The following is a 1,704-nucleotide window of genomic DNA, read 5'->3' as shown; positions in this document are numbered from 1 at the left end:
TTGTTGCTTGGATTCTGCGGGTTAGCTGCGAAACCAATCTCCACCCACCCCCCAAAATCCACACCCAGTGATTTCATGAAGGCCGTTTCATTGATATTGAAGCCAGTCAGACTATCGATGAGGTTTCCGTTGTCCGCGAAGACAGGGCATGCAGCGCCGATCATGCTCCATACAATAAGATACCGGCTTTCCTTTATCGGCGGAAGAGGACACATAGAGGCCTCGATCATTGCGCCGGCAACGCAGAAATCAGCACGGTAGTAAGCAAAATGTAAACAGGTATGCCTATCGTAACATTATAGGTAAATGTCAGGCCAAGCGAAGCTGCCAATGGAAGCGTAGGACTCGCCTCCGGAATTGCAATTCTCTGGACTGCAGGGACAGCTATATAGGAGGCCGCACCACATAGTACTGCGAAAAGCACGTAGGTTCCTATTTCGAATGAATAGCCAACCACCATGCTATAACCATGAGCTACGATAATACCTACAATAGCAAAGATATTTGGGGCAATAACCCCAAAAGCAACAAAACCTTTACCTCCCATCTGCAAATCTTTAAGGCGTGAAGAAGCTGTCATTCCCATCTCTAACAGAAAGAGACAAAGAACGCCTTGAAAAAGAACAACAAAAAAGCGATCTGCAGCCTGAGTTACTTCAACTCCTTGTAGGCGGGAAACATAACCTATTGCAATGCCCCCAAATAATAAATACAACCCTGGATTGAGAAATATCTCGTGCAGGATTTTTTTGTTGAAAATACTTTGTGAGCCACTAAATTGCGGTTCGAGCAACACTCTGGAGGATCGATTATAGCCCGGTTCACCGGGCATATTACCAGCCTCATCCATCTTACCTGAGTTACGAATTCGTGAAACAAGGTACAGCGCAACCAAGCAGCCAGGAATTTCCATCACCGCAAGTAAAACAGGCATATACGCAGCATAAGCAATATTAGCCGTTGCGAGAACACCAACGCAGGTAACAAAAGTCCCCGCTGAATCTGAGCCATAATAGCCTGACACAGTCGCAGCATCAATCTGCCTCATGTTGGTTGCCGTGCGAAGAATGAAGTACGCAATAAGCCCAATAAGCAAATTGGTAATAAAGCCTATCAGCATGAAGCCGCTAGCAAGCATTAGATCTTTTGACGACAAATCAGCCAGCTCTTCTCCGCCATGCCAGCCTATCGCGATTAATAGATAAATAGTTAATCCTTTATACAATGCTGGCGGGAATTCAAGAGGAACTTTAAGTAGTGGTATCAGAAACCCCAAATAGAAGAAAAGCAAAATCGGCTTGAATAAGTTATTAGTAAAATTATAGATAAATTCTTCAAACATTTTTAACTCCTTATTTCGATAATCATGCTCTTCTACAATGGACCAATAAGGTATTTACAACCATTTCAATAACTGGAGATCTATCACAGCAAGTTGGAAATAGTTTAGATTGTTAAAATCATAAATAATAATCAATTTTTTTTATCTTATTCATAGATATATATCTATGAATAAAGGGAGCAATTTATGCGCCACTGCACGCTCAGACAACTGGAAATATTCGAGGCAATCGCACGACTGAACAGTTTCACTCGCGCTGCGGAAGAGCTTTTTCTGACGCAACCGACGGTATCGATGCAAATCAAAAAGTTGACTGACGATATCGGCCTGCCACTGTTTGAACAGATTGGAAAGAAAATTTA

General features: G+C 42.7%; 2 protein-coding genes. One reads left to right on the top strand and one right to left on the bottom strand.

Annotated elements, in window-relative coordinates; translation table 11 throughout:
- Nucleotides 1-226: 226 nt before the first annotated feature.
- Entirely contained in the window at nucleotides 227-1,342 is a 1,116-nt protein-coding gene (locus BLV85_RS14665) for a sodium-dependent bicarbonate transport family permease (RefSeq protein ID WP_090415951.1), read from the bottom strand.
- A gap of 186 nt (nucleotides 1,343-1,528) precedes the next feature.
- On the opposite strand from BLV85_RS14665, the gene BLV85_RS14660 reads away from it, so the two are divergent.
- Nucleotides 1,529-1,704: LysR family transcriptional regulator (locus BLV85_RS14660; protein WP_143032372.1), on the top strand; the 176-nt coding region annotated here is incomplete at its 3' end.

It is taken from the genome of Nitrosomonas halophila, from assembly GCF_900107165.1.
Classification (GTDB): Bacteria; Pseudomonadota; Gammaproteobacteria; order Burkholderiales; family Nitrosomonadaceae; genus Nitrosomonas; species Nitrosomonas halophila.
This window is presented reverse-complemented; position numbering and strand designations above follow the sequence as displayed.

Excerpts from the sequence above, each read along its gene's own strand:
- BLV85_RS14665 (WP_090415951.1), bottom strand. The coding sequence starts at position 1,342 with ATGTTTGAAGAATTTATCTATAATTTTACTAATAACTTATTCAAGCCG.